We start from the raw sequence: 16053 nt of genomic DNA, 5'->3' as shown, positions 1-16053 counted from the left end.
ATCAATGGCTTTCTTACCTCAGCTTTAATGGTAACCGCCGTTATGTAGCTGTGGCAAAACTTGCTCAACAAGAAAGCAAACCAAGCGGTACTATCAATATTGAAAATCTCTCTAACCTTGGTTTTGATGTTCATATCACCAATGTTTCTGGTGGCGACAAGGCTATCCAAGGCGTCAGTGTTCCAGTTTGGACAGTTAAAGACGGCCAAGACGATTTGGTATGGCACCAAGCTGACAGACAAAGTGATGGTAGCTACAAGGTTCGTATCAATGTTGGTGACCATAAGTCTGAAGCAGGCGAATACATTGTTCATCTCTACTATGTCCAAGACGGTAAGATGGTAGGTATCGGAGGCACTAGCACAACTGTTCCAGTTCAAAATGCAACCCGCCACAACCTTCCAGCTTCAGGTTCATATACCTTTACGGCTCGTTCTGGCATCAAGACTCAACCTTTGGTAGCTAACCCAGATGTTAGTTACTACGATGCTGGTATGTCAGTCAACTATGACAAGGTTGTCAATAATGACGGCTATACATGGCTTTCTTATCTCAGCTATTCAGGAAATCGTTTCTATGTGGCTATCACACCAACAAGTGTGACTAAACCAGTAGAACAACCAGTTCAACCAAGTACACCATCTTCTGGTACCTATACTTTCAAGGAACGCTCTAGCATTAAAGCAGAACCAAGTGTGGCAAGTCCAGAGTTGGCCTACTATGCTGCTGGCATGTCCGTTAACTATGACAGATTGGTGACTGCAGATGGTCATACATGGCTCTCTTACCTTAGTCGTGGAGGTAGCCGTCGTTACATTTCTATTGATGGTAAGGCAACAGCAGTTGCTCAACCAACAAGTCCAAGCCTAGCAGCAACCGGCACTTATACCTTTACCCAACCTAGCTCTATCAAGACTCAACCAAGTGTTGCAAGTCCAGAGTTAGCCTACTATGATAAAGGTATGTCCGTTCGCTATGACAAGGTCCTTACAGCTGATGGCCACACCTGGTTGTCTTATGTAACCTATAGCGGTGCAAGACGCTATGTGGATATTTCTTAAGAGTTGTAACATCACTCTCTTTTGAGGGTGGTGTTTTTTTAGTTTCAAGAGTTGAATAAATATATTGTTCAATATGTTTTGGAAATATTTGCCGTAAATTAGCGAAAGTTGTAAAATCAAGGTGAAAGTATAGGATTCGTTCTATACGTAGCTAATTCATCAAGTTATTGAAAGAAAATGATATAAAACGGAGGTACTGAGCATGTTAGATATTTTTGTTTTAGAAGAAGATTATTTTCAACAAGCTCGTCTTGAGGATGCTATCCACAAGTCCAAACAAATATATATTTTAAGAATTGGGAAGGTTGATTTATATGATAAACCCGATCAATTATTAGAGCGTATTACGGAAAGGGGTTCGCATTTACTGTTTTTTCTAGATATTGGATCTGACAGTGATGTCGAAGGGGGAATATTGGTTGCTCAACAGATTCGTGAGCGAGATCCGTATGCAAGTATTGTTTTCATCACAGCACATCCCGAACTCCTACCTTCAACCTTTCAGTATCGCTTAGCTGCACTTGATTTTATTGATGAGAATTTGCCTGATAATGAATATGAAGATAGGCTTATTTCTGATATTGGATTAGCACTTTCTAAAAATGGTTTGAGCCAAATAGAGTGTGCTTTTACGGTAGATACAAAGAATGCAACTATACAAGTTCCTTTTCATAAGATTCTTTATTTTGAAACATCTCCAACAGTTCATAAGGTGATTCTTCATACAACAGAAGAGCAAATCGAGTTCTATGGTCAATTGTCAAAAATTGTGAAACAAGATTGCAGACTATATAAATGTCATAAATCATTTGTTGTAAATCCCGAAAACATTGTGAGATTGGACAAAGAGTTAGGTATTATTTATTTTGAAAACGGAGAGTCATGCTTGGTTTCAAAAGCTAAACAAAAAGAGATTGTTGCTAAGATGCTTGTTCCAAAAAACATGGCAGTTTGATGTATATAGTATTTTTGTTTTAAAATGTTATTTTCTGATTATGACGAAATTTGAGTATTTTATGACAAGTATGAAAAAACTTAATTTTTGATGCTATACTTTTTGATGTAAAAAATTTAAGGAGATTTTTCTATTATGAAGTATAGTTATTTCAACTTTACTAGTCAACGTTTCTCAATTCGTAAGTACTCTTTTGGTGCTGCTTCTGTGCTTTTAGGGGCTTTACTACTTTCTTGGTGTACAGACTGCTCATGCTGATGAGCAAACGGCTGTTTCTGAATCAACTGCAAGTATTACTAGCGATAATGGAGTTGTATCAGAGAAAGTAACTTCTTCAAATACTGAGATTGTTCTTTCTGAAGCTACTGTTTCAGTTCCAAAGGATAGTTTGGAACCTGCTAAAGCATCTTCAAGTGCTGTGACTCCAGAAAAGACAAGTGAAAGTTCTCAGCATGTTGAAACAGTTACTACGAATGAAACTCACAAAGTTGAAAATACTACTGAAGCGATATCAACAGTAGAAGAAAAGGTTAACGTAGCGACAAATACTGATAAGTCATCTGATAAAAAAATTACTATTCCAAGCATTTCAAATGAGGCAAATAAAAAATTAAGTCCGAGGTACGTGAAGATAAGGAGACTGAAAAAGTTACTGTAACAGAGAAAATTTCTGAACCAAAAGTTCCTGAAATTATAACTGATAATAAGCCATCAACACCAAGTACTGGTTATTCGAGATTATTTAGTGTTGGAAATATTAGACGACCAATGTCGACTAATCCTAGAATTGGAGATGATTACCCAGCAGCTTGGAGGTTTGCTGAAGGATACGACCAATGGGGCTATGCGATGGGTAATTGTACATCTTTTGTTGCTTATAGATTAAAAAATGTAAATCATATTGAACCACCTCGAGCATTGGGAAATGGAGCTCGATGGGGTGCTACTGCTAGAGGGTATGGCTATCGTGTAGATAAGACTCCAGCTAGAGGATCTGTAGCCTATTTCGATGATGGCGGGTATGGACATGTTGCATGGGTAGCGGATGTCCGTGGTAATAATGTTATTATTGAGGAGTACAATTGGTATATCAATGGTGTATGTGATCATAGTTACCATACTCAAACATTACCTATTTCCCATTATACAGGTTACATCCATTTTAAAGACTTAAAAGGTGGGAATACAAGTATTCCTGATGCTCCGATGCCAACAAATAATACGGTAAGTAGTCTAGCATCGTCTGGAACTTATCAATTTACTGAGCGAGTAAGTATTAAATCCGAACCAAAAATGTCTGCCCCAGAACTAGCCTATTATGAAGCGGGAAATACTGTCAATTATGATAAAACACTTCAGTCAGATGGTTATGTCTGGATTTCTTATCTATCATATTCAGGAAACCGTCGCTATATTCCAGTACAAAAGCTTTCAACTGTAGAAAGTGCTTCAACTATATCTAATCCTTCTAAACCATCAATTCCTAATAGTGGTGTTTATACTTTTAAAGGCTATGCAAGTATCAAAGCAGAACCAAAGATTTCTGCACCTGAGTTGGCATACTATGATGCTGGAAATACCGTGAATTATGATAGTCTTATTCAGGCAGATGGTCACTATTGGATTTCTTACTTATCATATTCAGGTGCACGTCGCTATATTGCTATTAGCTAAGACATAGGGGTCACCCTATTATAGAAGATCGCAGGAAATATTTTTATATTATTTTATGAAATTGTATTGAAATATAGAAATAAAGATGTTATATTTGTAACGAAAAACAAATAAAAGGAATATTAATCATGAAAAATACAAGTAAACTTATTGGTTTAGTATTAGCCCTTATCGTAGTTACCCTCGCTATCTTTTTGGTGACTAAATTTAACAGCCATGAATCAGCGCGTGTTGGCACAAGTAGCAGTTCAGTCCAAACGGTTAAAAAGTCATCTTCAAGCTCAAGTAAGGTCGTTAAGAAGGATAAAAAATCAACTCGATCATCATCTTCGGCAGTCACAAATGAAGAAAATGACAATCAGGCCTCAGCAGTAGCACCTAAGGCTTCTTCTCAAGAACAAGCTCAAGCAGGTACTACAGATGGCGGACAAGTGGCTGAAGCAACAACACCAGCTTCTCAAGTTGGAGGAGTTGAGGGTGGTCGAGGTGCTTGGAAAGCTACTTCTGGAACATTGACACTTGATGAGGAAACCCCTGTCTATGCTGCACCAGATAAAGACAGTGGGGTTGTTTCTAAAATGCCTGCAGGTGATGTTGATTGGGATAAATATGAAATTTTACCTGATGGAAACTGGTATAGTTTTGTCAAAGATGGGCAACGTTATTACATTTCATATTCAGATGTAGGACATTGATATAAGGTTCAAAAATGAAACATGATGGCATTTAAAGCTATCGTGTTTTTACTTTATTTTCCATTTTTTTGGAAAAACAACGAATATATAAGTATAATCAGTCATTTTTTTCGATTATGACGAAAATCGGACAGTTTATGATTTAAGTGGGAACAAGTCAAAAAATTTGGTATACTAGTGGACAAGTGAGAAATATAAAGTATTTTTTGTAAAACACTTGTAATATTTGTCACCTAATGTTACAATCAATCGGTAATAACAATTTGATAGAGAGAAATAATAATATGAAACGAGAAAAATTTTTACACGAACAACAACGTTTTTCAATTCGTAAATATTCTTTTGAGGCTGCGTCAGTTCTTTTAGGAGCTAGTTTGGTCTTTGCGGGCCAAGCTTTGGCTGACGAACACCACGAAGTCGCAACGACTTCAGATGCCACTTTGCGTGCGACTTCAGATAGTGATGCCTTAACAGCGGCTGATATTTTCAGTGGCGTAGCAACGAATGGAGTGACATCAAGTGAGAAAGCTAGCGAAACTTCAACAACAAGTCAAACAGCTAGTGAAACTGCTACTAGCGAAGCGACAAGTGAAGTCAGTGCCTCACAAACAGCTGATAAAGCATCTGAAACTGCAGTTGCCCCTTCAGCTGTGACAAATCGCTCAAATCTAGCTGAAAAAGATGCTAACCTTGATGTATCTAGTATGGTGAGAGCGGCTGTTAATACTAGCTTGGTGAGCGCACCAACAGCAACTACTGACAGCGACCTTCCAAGCCAAGGAACTTATGTCTACAAGGAACGTACAGAAATCAAGAATCAACCTAAGGTTTCTGCCAAGGCTGAATTTTATGTGAATCCAGGGGATAGCGTCTTCTACGACCAAGTCGTGACAGCTGACGGCTACCAATGGATTAGTTACAAATCATACTCTGGCGTGCGTCGTTATGCTCCAGTGAAACCAGTGGCAGCTGGTAGTGGCAGTGGTAATAGTGGTAGTGGGGATGGTAAGCCTTCTAATGGCGCTCAAGTTACAACAGGGGCTTTGAACATCCCAGCGACAGGAACTTTCTACTTTACACGTGACACAGATATTAAGAAAGAGCCAAAAGCAGACCTCAAACCTACTTTTGTTTTCAGTAAGGGTGATCATGTCATCTATGACAAAGTTTTGACTGCGGATAATCACCAATGGATTTCTTACATTGGTTATGACTATGTTCGCTACTATGCCGATATTGCGACTTTGACACCTGCTAAAGCTGAAACACCAGCTGCTAAACCAACAGAGACTAATCAAGCAAAACCAGAAACTACTGGTGCTGAAAAACTTCCAGCAAGTGGTACTTATAATGTGACACGTAGCTTGAATGTTAAAAACGAACCTAAGGCCTCTGCAGAAACACTTTATACCTTGGAAAAAGGCTACAAAGTGAACTATGACAAGGTCTTGACTGCGGATAACCACCAATGGATTTCTTACATTAGTTACAGTGGTACACGTCGTTATGTGGATATTGCGACTTTGAAAACTACTGAGTCTAAGCCACAAGAAAACCGTGTTTCAGGTGACCTTACTATAAGCAACCAAACGTCTAACGGCTTTGATGTTGTGGTTACCAATGTTTCAGGTGGTGGCAAGACAGTTCAAGAAGTGCGTGTCCCAATTTGGTCAGATAAGAATGGTCAAGACGATCTCACTTGGTACCATGCCGACAAACAATCAGACGGTAGCTATAAGGTTCATGTAGATAAAGCCAGCCACAAGGGTGACGCTGGTACTTATTCTGTGCATCTTTACTATATGTTGGATGGTAAACGAACTTATATTACAGAAACCACAGCTACAGTTCCTGAATCTCAAGTAGCAGGAAAATTAACGATTACCAACCAAACGTCTAACGGCTTCGATGTTGTGGTTACCGATGTTTCAGGTGGTGGCAAGACAGTTCAAGAAGTTCGTGTTCCAATTTGGTCAGATAAGAATGGTCAAGATGACCTCACTTGGTACCATGCTGATAAACAATCAGACGGTAGCTACAAGGTTCATGTAGATAAAGCCAGCCACAAGGGCGATGCTGGTACCTATGCTGTGCATCTTTACTATATGTTGGATGGTAAACGAACTTATATTACCGAAACTACAGCCACAGTCCCTGAAACTCAAGTAACAGGAAAATTGACGATTACCAACCAAACGTCTAATGGCTTTGATGTTGTCGTAACTGATGTTTCAGGTGGTGGCAAGACAGTCCAAGAAGTGCGTGTTCCAATCTGGTCAGATAAGAATGGTCAAGATGATCTTACTTGGTACCATGCCGACAAACAATTAGACGGTAGCTACAAGGTTCATGTAGATAAAGCCAGCCACAAGGGCGATGCTGGTACCTATGCCGTGCATCTTTACTATATGTTAGATGGTAAGCGAACTTATATTACCGAAACTACAGCCACAGTCCCTGAATCTCAAGTAGCAGGGGAATTGACGATCACCAACCAAACGTCTAACGGCTTTGATGTTGTCGTAACTAATGTTTCAGGTGGTGGCAAGACAGTTCAAGAAGTTCGTGTTCCAATTTGGTCAGATAAGAATGGTCAAGATGACCTTACATGGTACCATGCTGATAAACAATCAGACGGTAGCTACAAGGTTCATGTCGATACAGCCAGCCACAAGGGCGATGCTGGTAGCTATTCTGTTCATCTTTACTATATGTTGGATGGTAAACGAACTTATATTACCGAAACTACAGCCACAGTCCCTCAATCTAATGAATCCCATGTAACAGGGAAATTGACCAATAACGGTTCTTATTACAGTGTTCGTGGTAAATACGATGATATTATTATTGTCAATAAAAAACACGGTCTTTCTAAGGACTATAACCCAGGTGAAAATCCTACAGCTAAAGCAGCCTTTGTTCGTCTTCGTGACGATATGATTAACCAAGGTTTGAATGTTGGACGTTCATACAGTGGTTTCCGTTCTTACGATTATCAAAAGACTCTTTACGACAACTACGTAAGCCGTGATGGTCAAGCAGCTGCGGACCGTTACTCAGCTCGTCCTGGATTTAGCGAACACCAAACTGGTTTGGTCTTTGACTTGACTGATAAATCTGGTAACTTGCTTGAGGATGCACGAGCTAGTCAATGGCTTAAAGATAATGCACATAACTATGGCTTTATCGTGCGTTTCCAAGCAGGTAAAGAAGCTTCAACTGGCTACATGCCAGAAGCATGGCACATCCGCTATGTGGGTAAAGAAGCTAAAGATATTCACGATTCAGGCTTGAGTTTGGAAGAATACTTCGGTATCGAAGGTGGCGATTATGCTACTAGCAGCAAACCTGCTGAAAGCAAACCAGCCACTACAGGTGCCATTAACCTTCCAGCGACAGGAACTTATACCTTCACAGGTCGTGCGTCAATCAAGGCAGAAGCTAAGGTTTCAAGCCCAGAATTGGCCTACTATGATAAAGGTATGAGCGTTAACTACGATAAGGTTTTGACAGCTGATGGTCATCAATGGCTTTCATACATGACAGCAAGCGGTGCCCGTCGTTACGTTGATATTGCAACAGTTAAAGCTACAGAAACTAAACCAGAAGCCAAACCAGTTGCTAAACCAGCGGACCAACCAAGTCTTCCAGCGACAGGAACTTATACTTTCACAGGTCGTGCGTCAATTAAGGCAGAAGCCAAAGTTTCAAGCCCAGAATTGGCCTACTATGATAAGGGTATGACTGTAAACTACGACAAGGTTTTGACAGCCGATGGTCATCAATGGCTTTCATACATGACAGCAAGCGGTGCCCGTCGTTACGTTGATATTGCAACAGTTAAAGCTACAGAAACTAAACCAGAAGCCAAACCGGTTGCGAAACCAGCGGACCAACCAAGTCTGCCAGAATCAGGCACTTATACCTTTACAGGTCGTGCGTCAATCAAGGCAGAAGCTAAGGTTTCAAGCCCAGAGTTGGCCTACTATGACAAGGGTATGAGCGTTAACTATGACAAAGTTTTGACAGCCGATGGTCATCAATGGCTTTCATACATGACAGCAAGCGGTGCCCGCCGTTACGTTGATATTGTTGCAGCTAAGGCTGAAGCAAGTCAACCAACTGCGAAACCAAGTCTCCCAGAGTCAGGCCGTTATACCTTTACAGGCCGTGCGTCAATTAAGGCAGAAGCCAAGGTTTCAAGCCCAGAATTGGCCTACTATGATAAGGGTATGAGCGTTAACTACGATAAGGTTTTGACAGCCGATGGTCACACATGGCTCTCATACATGACCGCAAGTGGTGCTCGTCGTTACGTCGATATTGCTTAATGAGATAAAGAATCAGGTTGGACAACGTGTCCAGCCTTTTTTGATAGCCTCTCTTTATCAGGAGATTGAATTTTTCAATTTTTGTGACGTCTTTTGGAGTGCTATAATGGTTAATATAGAATCGAGGTTACTATGAAAATCGCATTGGTACAGATGGATGTTGCTCACGGACAGCCTGCTGAAAATGTAAAACACGTGAAAGAGATGTTGGAAAGGGCGCTTGATGACAATCCCGATGTTATTGTGCTTCCTGAAATGTGGAATACAGGCTATGCTTTAGATGAACTTGACGGTATTGCGGATAAGGATGGACTGGAATCTCAAGCTCTCTTATCTCATTTTGCCAGAGAACATGCTGTGGCTATTCTCGGAGGGTCTGTTGCCATTGAGAAAGATGGCAAATTCTACAATACAACCTATGTCTACAATAAGTCTGGGGACTTAATCAATACCTACAGTAAGGTCCATCTTTTCGGATTGATGGCGGAGGACCAGTATATGTCGGCTGGGACTGTGGAGTCTGTTTTTGAGCTTGATGGTGTGACAGCGGCTAGTGTTATTTGTTACGATATTCGTTTTCCTGAATGGGTGCGAACACAGATGGCGCAAGGGGTCAAGGTGCTTTTTGTGGTAGCTCAGTGGCCTGAGCCTCGTGTGCAACAATGGGAGATTTTACTCAAGGCGCGTGCGGTTGAAAACCAAGCCTTTGTGGTAGCTGTTAACCGTGTCGGAGCAGGACCAGACGATGTCTTTTCGGGACATTCCATGGTTATAGATCCTCTGGGAAATGTAGTCTTGCAGGCCAAGGAACATGAGGAGGGCATTTTTACGGCTGATATTAATCTTGAAGAGGTGGACCGAGTTCGAGGTCAAATTCCCGTTTTTGAGGACCGTCGCACGGACTTGTATCATTAAGGAGTGTTTATGTTATTTGAAGAATCTGATTTATTGAAAGAATTGCCAAAACAGTTTTTTGCAGGGTTGGTAGCCAAGGTGAATGCCAAGATAGCTGAAGGTGCAGATGTGATCAACCTTGGCCAGGGAAATCCAGACCAGCCGACTTATGACCATATTGTTGAGGCCTTATGTACCTCAGCCCATAATCCAGCTAGCCACAAGTATTCTCAGTTTCGTAGCAATCGTCCCTTCAAGGAAGCAGCTACAAGTTTTTACAAGAAACATTATGGGATTGATTTGGATGCGGAGCGTGAGATTTGTGTCACAGGTGGGGCTAAGATTGGCCTTGTGGAATTGCCTTTAGCCTTGATGAATACTGGTGACCTTTTGCTCCTGCCTGACCCAGGTTACCCTGACTACTTGTCGGGAGTGATTCTGGCCCGTGTAACCTATGAGACCTTTCCTTTGACGGCTGAAAATGATTTTTTGCCAGATTTGGAAGCTATTCCTGAGGAGACAGCTCGTCGTGCTAAGTTTATCTATATCAATTACCCTAATAATCCTACGGGGGCTGTGGCGACAAAGGCATTTTATGAAAAATTGGTTGCCTGGGCTAAGACCTACGAGGTAGGAGTGGTGAGTGATTTGGCCTACGGGGCTTTGGGTTATCAAGGGGATGAGAATCCTAGTTTTTTATCGGTACCCGGTGCCAAGGATGTAGGAATTGAGTTTTATACCTTCTCAAAAACCTTTAATATGGCAGGTTGGCGCTTGGCTTTTGCGGCTGGAAATGCTGAGATGGTTGAAGCCTTAAACCTCATTCAGGACCACCTTTTTGTGGGAATTTTTCCCGCTTTGCAGGATGCTGGGATTGCTGCCCTCTTAGATCCTAAATCTGAGGAGGCAGTGGCCAAACTAAATGCGGTTTATGATAGCCGTCGAGATGCTTTTACGCAAGCAGCAGCTAAGATTGGCTGGCAGGCCTTTCCATCTAAAGGTTCCTTCTATGCTTGGATGCCTGTACCTGAGGGCTACACCAGTGAAAGTTTTGCAGATCTTTTGCTTGAGAAGGCCCATGTTGCTGTGGCACCAGGCAAAGGATTTGGACCAGCGGGAGATGCTTATGTTCGTATCGGACTGCTAGTAGAGCCTGAACGTCTTGTCGAGGCCGTCAATCGTATTGCAGATTTGCATTTATTTGATCATTAAATAGCATTTATGAAACAAGTGGTTGGAAAATACTGCTTGTTTTTTCATATTTTTGCATTTTTCTCTTGACAAATGAATAAAAATACAATAAACTAATCACATATTTATTCAAAAGGAGTGCATAAATGAAAATTTCAATCGTTGGTATCACTGGTTATAGTGGTTTAGAGTTAGTTAAAATTTTGAATAATCATAAAAAAGCAGAACTTGTTTCTATTCACGCAACCAAGGAAGTAGGCCGACGATTGTCTGAAGTGTATCCCTATTTGACAGGTGTTTGTGATTTAGAAATAGAAGCTTTCGATGCCCAAAAGATTATGGAAAAGGCAGACTTAGTCTTCTTTGCCACACCTTCTGGAGTTGCTAGTTCATTGGCAGAAGAATTTGTTCAGGCTGGCTTTCCTATTATTGATTTATCTGGAGATCATCGCTTGCCGGCTTCCATTTATGAAAAATGGTATAAAAAATCACCTGCTAAGGAAATGATTTTGAATAAATTTACATACGCATTGTCAGAATATACAGATGTAAAGGATAAAAAATTTATTGCCAATCCTGGATGTTACGCGACGGCGACAGAATTGGTCTTGATTCCTTTGGCTGCTGCTGGTTTGATTGAGATAGATAGCGTCATCGTGGATGCTAAGTCTGGTTTGACTGGTGCTGGTAAGGCGCTTAGTGAGTCTAGCCATTTTGTCAATGTTCACGATAATTATGTGACCTATAAGCTCAATCATCATCAGCATATTCCAGAGATTGTCCAGACTTTGAGGGCTTTTGATGCTGATATGCCGGAGATTCAGTTTTCAACGTCGCTTTTACCGGTTAATCGTGGGATTATGGCTACCGTTTATTGCAAATTAAAGAAGGATGTAGCTGTCTCTGATGTCGCTTCAGCCTTTGCAAAAGCTTATGATGATAAACCTTTTGTACGTGTGCAAGATAATTTACCAGAGCTCCATAATGTCATTGGATCGAATTTTACTGATATCGGATTTGCCTATAATGAGAAAACCAATGTTCTGACGGTTATTTCAGTCATTGATAATTTGATCAAGGGTGCTGCTGGCCAAGCGGTTCAAAATCTCAACCTCATGCAGGGGTGGGATGAGACAGAAGGTTTGCTTATGACACCGTCATACTTGTAGAGATAAGAACAGAAATAGGAGAAAAAATATGAAAGTCATAGATGGAACGATTGCCAGTCCGCTTGGTTTTTCAGCTGATGGGCTACATGCAGGATTTAAAAAGAGAAAAATGGATTTTGGTTGGATTGTCTCTGAAAAGCCAGCCAGTGTGGCAGGGGTTTACACGACCAATAAGGTTATTGCAGCTCCTTTGATTGTGACCAAGACCTCGGTAAAAAAGGCAGGGAAAATGAAGGCTATCGTTGTTAACTCAGGTGTGGCTAATTCTTGTACAGGGACCCAAGGATTGGAGGATGCTTACACCATGCAGGAGTGGACCGCTGAAAAGTTAGGTGTTGAACCAGATTTGGTTGGTGTGGCTTCTACAGGGATTATTGGTGAGTTGCTACCAATGGATATCTTGAAAAATGGTCTTTCCAAGATAGTGGTTAATGGTAATGCTGATGATTTCGCCAAGGCAATTTTGACGACAGATACAGCGACTAAGACCATTGCTGTGACGGAGACTTTTGGACGTGATGTTGTGACTATGGCTGGTGTTGCTAAGGGTTCAGGTATGATTCACCCTAATATGGCGACCATGCTCGGTTTTATTACCTGTGATGCCAATATTTCCAGTGAGACTCTCCAATTAGCCTTGAGTCAAAATGTAGAAAAGACTTTTAATCAGATTACGGTTGACGGAGATACTTCGACTAATGATATGGTGCTTGTCATGTCAAATGGTTGCACGCTCAACGAAGAGATTCTGCCAGATACACCCGAGTTCGATAAATTTTCAAAAATGCTGAATTTTGTGATGCAAGAACTGGCTAAAAAGATTGCCAAGGACGGTGAAGGTGCCAATAAGCTCATCCAAGTTGATGTGGTCAATGCTCCGAATGCCCTTGATGCCCGTATGATGGCCAAATCTGTTGTCGGTTCCAGTCTGGTCAAAACAGCCATCTTTGGTGAGGATCCTAACTGGGGACGTATTTTAGCTGCTGTTGGTTATGCTGGTGTGGATGTACCTGTGGATAATGTAGATATTATGATTGGCGGCCTGCCGGTCATGTTAGCCTCTAGTCCTGTGACCTTTGATGATGAAGAAATGAAAGACATCATGCATGAGGACGAAGTGACCATAACAGTAGACCTTCATTCAGGCCAAGAAAAAGGAACCGCATGGGGTTGTGATCTCTCTTACGATTACGTTAAGATTAATGCCCTCTATCACACTTAGACTGTCTAAGGAAAAGGAGTTAACTGATGCTTACTGAATATATTGTAATTAAGATTGGTGGAGTAGCCAGTAAACAGCTAACTCCTGAGATACTGACTAAACTGTCAGAATGGCAGCAGGCTGGTCAAAAAATAATCATCGTCCATGGGGGTGGCTTTGCAATCAATCAACTCATGGAGGAACATGACATCCCAATCCACAAGATCAATGGTCTGCGGGTGACGAGTCAGTCAGATATGGGGCTAATCAAAGAAGCCTTAGTTGATATGGTTGGGAAAAACTTAGCAGGTGAGCTTACAACTGCAGGTTTGCCAGCCTATCAGGTCGTAGATGAGCTTCCAGACCTTGTCCATGCTGATTTCTTAGATCAAGAGACTTATGGCTTTGTGGGTGAGGTCAGCCATATCACTAATCAGACCCTAGTGGCACTCCTTGCTCAAAGCAAGCTTCCTTTGATTCCTAGCTTGGGTTACAGTGAGCAGGGTGATTTGCTCAATATCAACGCCGATTACCTTGCTAGAGCTGTGGCAATTAGTCTAGGTGCCAAAAAACTTATTCTTATGACAGATGTCAAAGGTGTTTTAGAGAATGGACAGGTTTTGGAGCATCTGAATCTTGTGGACGTTCAGAAAAAAATAGATTCAGGTGTGATTACTGGGGGCATGATTCCTAAAATTCAAAGTGCTGTTCAGACGGTTGAATCTGGTGTTGAGCAGGTCATTATTGGTGATAACCTGACAGATGGTACCATAATCAAGGAGTAAACGATGACAAAACTATTTTCAAATTATAAACGGGCAGCGATTGATTTTGCTTCGGCCCATGGTAATTATTTGACAGATACAACTGGCAAGACCTACTTGGATTTTTCATCTGGTATTGGGGTAACTAACCTTGGCTATCATCCCCATGTCAATCAGGCTCTAACAGAGCAGGTGGGCAAGATTTTGCACCAGCCTAATCTTTATGATAATCAGTTGCAAGAAGATGTTGCTGGACTTTTAATTGGTGACAAGGATTATCTGGCCTTTTTCTGTAACAGTGGTGCAGAGGCCAATGAGGCAGCCATTAAAATCGCCCGTAAGGCATCGGGTAAACAAGAAATCATTACCTTCCAAAATTCCTTCCACGGTAGAACCTTCGGATCCATGTCTGCCACTGGTCAGGATAAAATCAAACAAGGTTTTGGTGAAGGTGTGCCCCATTTTAGCTATGCCATTTTCAATGACATAGACAGTGTTAAGGCCCTAGCCAATAAAGAAACGGCGGCCATTATGCTTGAGTTGGTCCAAGGGGAGTCAGGTGTTCAACCTGCGGATAAGGACTTTGTTAAGGCCTTGTCTGAGTACTGTCAGGAAACTGGAATTTATCTCATCGTAGATGAGGTTCAGACAGGTATTGGTCGTACTGGTAAGCTCTACGCTTATGAGCACTATGGCATTGAACCAGATATCTTTACCTTGGCTAAAGGTTTGGCAAATGGGGTGCCAGTTGGAGCCATGCTTGCTAAGTCATCTCTTGGAGAAGCCTTCTCTTACGGAAGTCATGGCTCTACCTTTGGAGGCAATAAGCTGGCTATGGCGGCTGCTAAGGCCACGCTTGAAGTTATGTTAGCACCTGGTTTTCTTGACACTGCTCTTGAAAATGGAAATAAGCTACAAGCAAAATTGCAGGCGGCTTTATCTGATAAAGAGACGGTTACCACTGTCCGTGGCTTGGGTTATATGATTGGAATCGAGACTACTGGCAATCTAGGAGAATTGGTTCAAGCGGCCAGAGATAAGGGATTGATTGTCTTAACTGCAGGAACCAATGTGATCCGTCTTTTGCCACCAATCACACTAAGTGATGCTGAAATTGAAAAGGGTGTGACCATTCTATCAGAAATATTTGACTAGACAATAGAAAAATCACTTGACCGTTAATCAAGTGATTTCTTTTACTTATTGTCAGTAGCAATCTCGCTGAGAAGCCCTTTAGAGGTTGTTGTTGGTAGGATGCGGACACGATTAAGTGAGAGGAGGCCATCCTTAGCACTAGCCAGTCCTTCGTTGGTAGTCAGTCCTAACTTGTAAGTTTTCTTAGCCAAGTCCAAGGTCGTTTGGTTGTAGCGACCTGACGGATAGGCAATGGTATTGACCTTGGTATTGAGTTTATCTTCAAGAAAGTCAATAGAATCCGTTAATTCAGCCTTTTGCGTTGCCTTGTCATTGACAGACAAATCAGGGTGGTTAACCGTATGAGATTGGAAGCTCATGCCGTGTGCCATCATTTCTTTCATCTGTTTAACAGTGAGATTTCCAGCGTTCCCTTTCTTGACAAAGCCAGTGATAATATTATTGGTTGCCTTAGCCTTGTATTTTTTGAGAATAGGATAGGCAATCGTATAGAAGTCTTCGTTACCATCGTCAAAGGTCAGCCAGACAACCTTCTTAGCAGGTAGGGCGTTTTCAGTGAAGGCTTTGTAGGCTTCTTCAGGAGTTAGGAAATAGTAACCGGCATCTACCATGGCCTTTATTTGTGCTTCAAAATTGTCCGGAGCAACAATCAGGTTGGCGTTAGAGGCCTCAGATGGATCCATAACGTGAACAGCATGGTACATGAGGATAGGAATTTGAACAGGATCGTCATAGGTCTTCCAATTGGCTGTACTCTTAGACTGACTCGTCTGGGCATGTTTTTGATTGGTTTTCGACTGGTTTGGACGGTTTAACATAAAAACGGCCAAGATACCGAGAAGTGCCAGATTTATGACAAGTAGAAGAAAATTCATCTTCTTTCGTTTAGGTTTGGTTGATTTTTGAGCTTGAAAAGTCATTGTATCCCCTTTCAAATAGGTCTAACTATTATTTTAACAAAAA

At 41.5% G+C, this 16053-nt stretch carries 14 protein-coding genes; 13 read left to right on the top strand and 1 reads right to left on the bottom strand.

Translation table 11 applies throughout. The features are described 5' to 3' along the window. The 13 genes from HSISS3_RS07385 to HSISS3_RS07330 form a co-directional block, all read left to right on the top strand. A partial coding sequence (locus tag HSISS3_RS07385) for an SH3 domain-containing protein (protein WP_042771927.1) occupies positions 1-1061 on the top strand: 1061 nt, incomplete at its 5' end. 202 nt (positions 1062-1263) lie between these two features. Next, positions 1264-2016, top strand: coding sequence for a response regulator transcription factor (locus HSISS3_RS07380; protein WP_008533927.1), 753 nt, complete (start codon positions 1264-1266; stop codon positions 2014-2016). Positions 2017-2151: 135 nt separating this feature from the next. Continuing rightward, positions 2152-2274: a YSIRK-type signal peptide-containing protein gene (locus HSISS3_RS12355; RefSeq protein ID WP_239499747.1), complete on the top strand. Its 123-nt coding sequence runs from the start codon at positions 2152-2154 to the stop codon at positions 2272-2274. Positions 2275-2404: 130 nt separating this feature from the next. Next, on the top strand, positions 2405-2674 hold the full coding sequence (locus HSISS3_RS12350; RefSeq protein ID WP_021152256.1) for a hypothetical protein: 270 nt from the start codon (positions 2405-2407) through the stop codon (positions 2672-2674). Between the two features lie 110 nt (positions 2675-2784). Continuing rightward, positions 2785-3690, top strand: a complete 906-nt coding sequence (locus HSISS3_RS12345) for an SH3 domain-containing protein (RefSeq protein ID WP_021152255.1) — start codon at positions 2785-2787, stop codon at positions 3688-3690. Between the two features lie 128 nt (positions 3691-3818). Further along, positions 3819-4385 (top strand): hypothetical protein, encoded by a 567-nt coding sequence (locus tag HSISS3_RS07365; RefSeq protein WP_021145917.1) that lies wholly within the window; start codon positions 3819-3821, stop codon positions 4383-4385. 284 nt (positions 4386-4669) lie between these two features. Further along, the gene (gene ldcB / locus HSISS3_RS07360) at positions 4670-8716 is read left to right on the top strand and encodes an LD-carboxypeptidase LdcB/DacB (RefSeq protein ID WP_021152254.1); all 4047 of its coding nucleotides are present in this window, start codon (positions 4670-4672) and stop codon (positions 8714-8716) included. Positions 8717-8848: 132 nt separating this feature from the next. Then, complete coding sequence (locus HSISS3_RS07355) at positions 8849-9631, top strand: carbon-nitrogen family hydrolase (RefSeq protein WP_021145914.1); 783 nt, start codon at positions 8849-8851, stop codon at positions 9629-9631. Positions 9632-9640: 9 nt separating this feature from the next. Beyond that, the gene (locus tag HSISS3_RS07350; RefSeq protein ID WP_021152253.1) at positions 9641-10822 is read left to right on the top strand and encodes a pyridoxal phosphate-dependent aminotransferase; all 1182 of its coding nucleotides are present in this window, start codon (positions 9641-9643) and stop codon (positions 10820-10822) included. Between the two features lie 125 nt (positions 10823-10947). After that, the gene (gene argC, locus HSISS3_RS07345; RefSeq protein ID WP_021152252.1) at positions 10948-11970 is read left to right on the top strand and encodes an N-acetyl-gamma-glutamyl-phosphate reductase; all 1023 of its coding nucleotides are present in this window, start codon (positions 10948-10950) and stop codon (positions 11968-11970) included. Between the two features lie 28 nt (positions 11971-11998). Further along, positions 11999-13192, top strand: a complete 1194-nt coding sequence (argJ, locus tag HSISS3_RS07340) for a bifunctional glutamate N-acetyltransferase/amino-acid acetyltransferase ArgJ (RefSeq protein ID WP_021152251.1) — start codon at positions 11999-12001, stop codon at positions 13190-13192. Positions 13193-13218: 26 nt separating this feature from the next. After that, a complete protein-coding gene (argB, locus tag HSISS3_RS07335; RefSeq protein WP_021152250.1) occupies positions 13219-13956 on the top strand; it encodes an acetylglutamate kinase in 738 nt (245 codons plus the stop codon). A gap of 3 nt (positions 13957-13959) precedes the next feature. Further along, positions 13960-15090 carry an acetylornithine transaminase gene (locus HSISS3_RS07330; RefSeq protein ID WP_021152249.1) on the top strand — a complete coding sequence of 377 codons (1131 nt, stop codon included), beginning with the start codon at positions 13960-13962 and terminating at the stop codon, positions 15088-15090. 41 nt (positions 15091-15131) lie between these two features. Here HSISS3_RS07330 and HSISS3_RS07325 read toward each other — a convergent pair whose 3' ends face one another. After that, complete coding sequence (locus HSISS3_RS07325; protein ID WP_021145905.1) at positions 15132-16010, bottom strand: polysaccharide deacetylase family protein; 879 nt, start codon at positions 16008-16010, stop codon at positions 15132-15134. Positions 16011-16053 lie beyond the last annotated feature (43 nt).

This window comes from Streptococcus sp. HSISS3 (assembly GCF_000448605.1).
GTDB lineage: Bacteria > Bacillota > Bacilli > Lactobacillales > Streptococcaceae > Streptococcus > Streptococcus raffinosi.
The sequence above is the reverse complement of the archived record's forward strand: the minus strand, read 5'-3'. Positions and strand labels throughout refer to the sequence as shown.

What these genes read in the sequence shown, in the direction of transcription:
- HSISS3_RS07325 (WP_021145905.1), bottom strand. Translation starts at nt 16,010, where the DNA reads ATGACTTTTCAAGCTCAAAAATCAACCAAACCTAAACGAAAGAAGATG.
- HSISS3_RS07355 (WP_021145914.1), top strand. Translation starts at nt 8,849, where the DNA reads ATGAAAATCGCATTGGTACAGATGGATGTTGCTCACGGACAGCCTGCT.
- ldcB (WP_021152254.1), top strand. Translation starts at nt 4,670, where the DNA reads ATGAAACGAGAAAAATTTTTACACGAACAACAACGTTTTTCAATTCGT.
- HSISS3_RS07330 (WP_021152249.1), top strand. Translation starts at nt 13,960, where the DNA reads ATGACAAAACTATTTTCAAATTATAAACGGGCAGCGATTGATTTTGCT.
- argB (WP_021152250.1), top strand. Translation starts at nt 13,219, where the DNA reads ATGCTTACTGAATATATTGTAATTAAGATTGGTGGAGTAGCCAGTAAA.
- HSISS3_RS12355 (WP_239499747.1), top strand. Translation starts at nt 2,152, where the DNA reads ATGAAGTATAGTTATTTCAACTTTACTAGTCAACGTTTCTCAATTCGT.
- argJ (WP_021152251.1), top strand. Translation starts at nt 11,999, where the DNA reads ATGAAAGTCATAGATGGAACGATTGCCAGTCCGCTTGGTTTTTCAGCT.
- argC (WP_021152252.1), top strand. Translation starts at nt 10,948, where the DNA reads ATGAAAATTTCAATCGTTGGTATCACTGGTTATAGTGGTTTAGAGTTA.
- HSISS3_RS07365 (WP_021145917.1), top strand. Translation starts at nt 3,819, where the DNA reads ATGAAAAATACAAGTAAACTTATTGGTTTAGTATTAGCCCTTATCGTA.
- HSISS3_RS07350 (WP_021152253.1), top strand. Translation starts at nt 9,641, where the DNA reads ATGTTATTTGAAGAATCTGATTTATTGAAAGAATTGCCAAAACAGTTT.
- HSISS3_RS12345 (WP_021152255.1), top strand. Translation starts at nt 2,785, where the DNA reads ATGTCGACTAATCCTAGAATTGGAGATGATTACCCAGCAGCTTGGAGG.
- HSISS3_RS07380 (WP_008533927.1), top strand. Translation starts at nt 1,264, where the DNA reads ATGTTAGATATTTTTGTTTTAGAAGAAGATTATTTTCAACAAGCTCGT.